At 42.1% G+C, this 228-nt stretch carries 1 pseudogene; it reads left to right on the top strand.

Going from position 1 to position 228, the window contains the following annotated elements:
* Positions 1-5: 5 nt before the first annotated feature.
* A pseudogene (locus FJ658_RS17035) lies at positions 6-228 on the top strand (hypothetical protein); the annotation flags it as partial.

Below are 228 nucleotides of genomic sequence, written 5' to 3'. Positions count from 1 at the left end.
ACGGTTTGTGGGGCGCGTACCTATTTCGATTTTTAGTAATCGGAATTGGGACTTACCTCATTCACCTATGGGAAATTAAAATCATTGGAGCACTTTATCTAGCATACCTAGTGTTTCGCTATTTTGACAAACGGAAACGGGGGCGTCGAACCCGTAAATTGGTGAAACCACGGGGAAAAATTTCGCTTTTTTGGCGGGTGGTAATCCAAATTGAATTTATGGACATTG

The organism is Schumannella sp. 10F1B-5-1, assembly GCF_006517535.1.
GTDB lineage: Bacteria > Actinomycetota > Actinomycetes > Actinomycetales > Microbacteriaceae > Schumannella.
Note: the sequence above shows the minus strand (reverse complement) of the source record. Positions and strands in the feature narration are given on the sequence as shown.